The organism is Candidatus Limimorpha sp., from assembly GCF_056203535.1.
The window spans coordinates 1-3,920 of sequence record NZ_JBADWU010000078.1; the positions used below are offsets into that span (position 1 = coordinate 1).

The window sequence follows — 3,920 nt, forward strand, 5'->3', positions numbered from 1 at the left end:
GCCATGTCTGTCAGTCTTTTGCTTGTTTTGTTTTCTACCACTAAGATAGGTGAAATTCCTGACATGGCAATCTCCTGGGCAACTTTTTGTTGCTCAGGATTTTATTCCTTTTAATCTATTACAGGTGTGCGGAATTAAGGATATTCAATATTTTGTGATTCCATCTTTTATTTCTCCATAACTTCCACCTCATCAATCATAATCCAGGCTTTTTCGCCGGTGCTTGGGTGCCATTCGGGAAGCGTGCCGTAGTTTTCGGCCTTTTTCTTTTCCCACTCTTCTTTTGCGGGGTCGTAATATCTTGGAATGTAGTTGAATTTCCTTGATTGTTGTCTATAGAAGAATTCCATAATCGAAAATTATTGAATTTACAAAGGTAGGAAAATTGTATAAATATTGTTCTTTAATTAAACTCGTTTTTCAAATTCAGTTGTTTTCCTCGTAATAATACGAATAGATTATATTGCAAAGATATACTAAATTCCGATATAAAGGATTGAATATTTTGCATTTAAAGTGTTCCTTTTATGCTTTCGGATTCATTTCAATTCATTTGCGATGCACAAAAACACAAAGCGAGGCATTTGAAGCCAATCGACGAAACTAAACAGATTTTTTTGCATTCTGCAAGCCAAAAAGACTATCTTTGCGGCATGAAACTCGACAAACGCTTTCAGATACACAGCAACTCCTTGGATCCGAAGCAAGGCGACATCCTGATTTCGGAACCTTTGATGAACGACTTCCACTTTGGCCGTTCCGTTGTTCTGCTTGTCGACCACAGCGAAGCCGACGGCACTTTCGGCGTAATTGTCAACAAACAGTTAGATGTCAGTGTCAATCAGCTTGTTGACGACTTTCCCGACTTTGATGCACCCATCTATTTGGGCGGCCCAGTTGCCGAAGACCAGATTTTTTTCATGCACACCTTGGGCAATCTCATCCCCGATGCTTGCAAAATCATGGAGGGCCTTTACTGGGGCGGTGACAACAAGACCCTCGACACGCTGATAGCCACGGGCATTGCCAACGAGGACAATGTTCGGTTCTTCCTCGGCTATTCTGGCTGGGAATCGGGGCAATTGGTCGGTGAATTGGTGCGCAACTCTTGGTTAGTGAGTCATGTAAGCACCGATAGGCTTCTCACCACAACACCCTCAAAGATGTGGGAGACATACGTCAACAATTTGGGAAAGGATTACGAAATGTGGAAACATTTTCCGATGAATGCGGAAGATAACTGATAATCAAAGAACCACACGATTTCCACCTCTCCCAAGTTGACTTCAATCATAAAAAAAACGGTCATAGCACTACTGTTACAACCGTTTTATCAGTAACAAGCCTGTTTTCAGCTTATGCTTCTTCCGTCAAATCAACGATTTCAGCTTCTGGAGCATTTTTCATCACCGATGCAATGCCGTTGTTCATCGTGTCTGCGCTGGCATACATCTGGCTTGAACCTATAATCTGTCCGTTGGTGGCCATCAGATTGAAGAAAGGTTTGCCGTTTGAAGCCACTTTCTTATCGAAACGAGCTTCGGTCTGAGCGTTCTTTTTCACCGATTCAACACCATTGAGGCATGAAGCCTTGGTCTTGTAACCCTGGCTGCTAAGGATGACTTGTCCGTTTGTGGCTTTCAGATTGAACTGAAATTCGCCGTTCTTTCTGGTTGTAATTTCAAATTTACCCATGACTTATCTGTTTTTCAAGTGAGTTAAGGCTGCAAATATAGGAATTTATTGATTTAACGATTTCAAAATTTAAAAAATTCAAAGATTCGCAGATTCAAAAATCATGGATAAAAAACATATTTGAAGATCCTTGACTAATAAATCACCCTTGCAAACGTGCCAGCAATTCGTCGCGATAGCTTGCTCCCACAGGAATTTTCGTTCCGGCAACCGTGACATCCGACTTGTCGAGATCCTGAATATGGTCGAAAGAAACAATGTATGACTTGTGGACACGCACGAAACGGTCTTGCGGCAGCATCTCCTCCAAATCCTTCAAGGCGAACAATGCCGTAATGCGGCGTTGTGGCGTGTGGAAAGTGACATATTCGTGCTGTCCCTCGATGAAAAGCAAGTCGTCGTAATTGATTTTATACAGCTTGTAATCGGCCTTAACCGTAATGAAATCAGTGGATTTGCTGACGGCATCCGAAGTCTTTTTCGCATTGATGACCTCCGTCTGCGCATTGCTGCCAATAGCCTTGCTGATGGCCTGGAAAAAGCGTGGGAAATCGAATGGTTTCAAAAGATAATCGGTCACGCCAAGATTGAAAGCATCAACCGCAAACTCGGAATAGGCCGTAGTGAAAATCACGGCAGGCTTGTGTTCGAGACTTTGCACCAATTCAAGCCCTGTGATGTCAGGCATCTGAATGTCAAGCAGAAGAATGTCGACTTTGTTGTTTTTCAAGGCTTCGATGGCTTCAACGGCATTCGCACAGCTTGCCACCAATTGCAACGAGTTGATTTTCGACACATAATCCTGTAAAAGTTTTCGCGCCAAAAATTCGTCATCGACGATTACCACATTATATTTTTTCTCTGTCATATCTCAATTGTAACTTTATATTTTCCTGTATCTTGTTCAATTTCAAAACGATAGTTTTCTCCGTAATGCAACATCAGGCGCTGGCGCACATTCTTCTGTCCTATCCCCGACTTTGCCTCGCGGTTTTGGGCAACCGTCACAGCATTCTGTGCCACGCTGTTTTCGGCCTCAAAGCGGAAATGGTTTTCCTTTTGCGTCAGTCTGATATGGACATATCCTTCTGGATTGCTTTCCAAACGGCTGTATTTGAAACAGTTTTCGGCAATCGGTTGCAACAACATCGGTGCAATCATAAAATTCTCATTTTCAACATTTTTTTCAAACTGCACGTCACATTCCTTTTCCATGCGCATCATCTGGAAATCGATGAAATTCTCCACATATTTCACCTCTTTTGACAACGGAATCACATCGGCCTGACAATCCACCAAAACGTAACGCAGCATTTCCGAAAGTTTCAGTACGCCGTCGGCAGCGTTTTCGTCGTTCATGTAAACCATCGAATAAATGTTGTTCATGGCGTTGAACAGGAAATGCGGATTGATTTGCGACTTCAGGTAGCGCAGTTCCATGTCTAACTTCTCACTTTTCAGTTTGTCGGCGGCAATGCGGTCTTCGTTTTCCTTCCTTTGATAATAGAAAATCAAGGCGACGGCATAAACGGCTATAAACCAAATTGTTCCAAGCAAAAGAGGGAACGGACTATGGCTCATGATTTCCTCAATCGGCGTTTTGGCGACATTAATCAGCAGGATAATCCGTATGATGGCCGAAAGAAATGCCCAAAACAGAACGGTAAAGAAACTGAGTATGATGAAAATCATAGTCTTTTGCCTTGCAAGCAGATAGCGGATCAGCACCTTGTTTACAAAAGCGACCAAAAGAATCACTTCCATCAAAAAAGCAATAGAATTGAGCAACTTGTATAGGAAACTGCTGCTTGGATCGGCAGCCAAAAAGACGACGAACAAAATGAGCCACGTCACACCTTTTTTATGAAGGCGGTCGATGAAGCCTAAATTGTTTTCTGCATGTTGCATTTTCATCCGTTCCGAATTTTTTGGCAAAAGTAAACTGAATTATTGGTTTTCAAACCATTTTTCAACAAATGAAAGAATTTTGTCAATTTTATAAGAAAGAACAATGGCTGTTTTCAATATATGAAAACGATGAAACATGATTTTTCTGCAATTCCAATGAAATCAAAAACGGTTTTGGCTGTAGTATAATATATGACTGATTTTTCTAAGATATAGAAATAATGATATAAGTATCACATTTACAAACATCTACAAAAATAATGCAAATAACGCTAATAATTCATTTTTATCAACTTTTGTCTTGACACAAAAGTTGC

At 41.2% G+C, this 3,920-nt stretch carries 5 protein-coding genes; 1 reads left to right on the plus strand and 4 read right to left on the minus strand.

Annotated features, from left to right (window positions below; translation table 11 throughout):
• Window positions 1-167: 167 nt before the first annotated feature.
• Complete coding sequence (locus AC06MN_RS09065) at window positions 168-350, minus strand: hypothetical protein (protein ID WP_475672046.1); 183 nt, start codon at window positions 348-350, stop codon at window positions 168-170.
• A 267-nt stretch (window positions 351-617) separates the two neighbouring features.
• On the opposite strand from AC06MN_RS09065, the gene AC06MN_RS09070 reads away from it, so the two are divergent.
• Window positions 618-1,244 carry a YqgE/AlgH family protein gene (locus AC06MN_RS09070; protein WP_475672047.1) on the plus strand — a complete coding sequence of 209 codons (627 nt, stop codon included), beginning with the start codon at window positions 618-620 and terminating at the stop codon, window positions 1,242-1,244.
• Between the two features lie 112 nt (window positions 1,245-1,356).
• Here AC06MN_RS09070 and AC06MN_RS09075 read toward each other — a convergent pair whose 3' ends face one another.
• The 3 genes from AC06MN_RS09075 to AC06MN_RS09085 form a co-directional block, all read right to left on the minus strand.
• On the minus strand, window positions 1,357-1,695 hold the full coding sequence (locus AC06MN_RS09075; RefSeq protein WP_475672048.1) for a YegP family protein: 339 nt from the start codon (window positions 1,693-1,695) through the stop codon (window positions 1,357-1,359).
• A 142-nt stretch (window positions 1,696-1,837) separates the two neighbouring features.
• The gene (locus AC06MN_RS09080; protein WP_475672049.1) at window positions 1,838-2,563 is read right to left on the minus strand and encodes a LytR/AlgR family response regulator transcription factor; all 726 of its coding nucleotides are present in this window, start codon (window positions 2,561-2,563) and stop codon (window positions 1,838-1,840) included.
• Entirely contained in the window at window positions 2,560-3,609 is a 1,050-nt protein-coding gene (locus AC06MN_RS09085; protein WP_475672050.1) for a sensor histidine kinase, read from the minus strand. The genes AC06MN_RS09080 and AC06MN_RS09085 overlap by 4 nt, the downstream gene beginning before the upstream one ends.
• Window positions 3,610-3,920 lie beyond the last annotated feature (311 nt).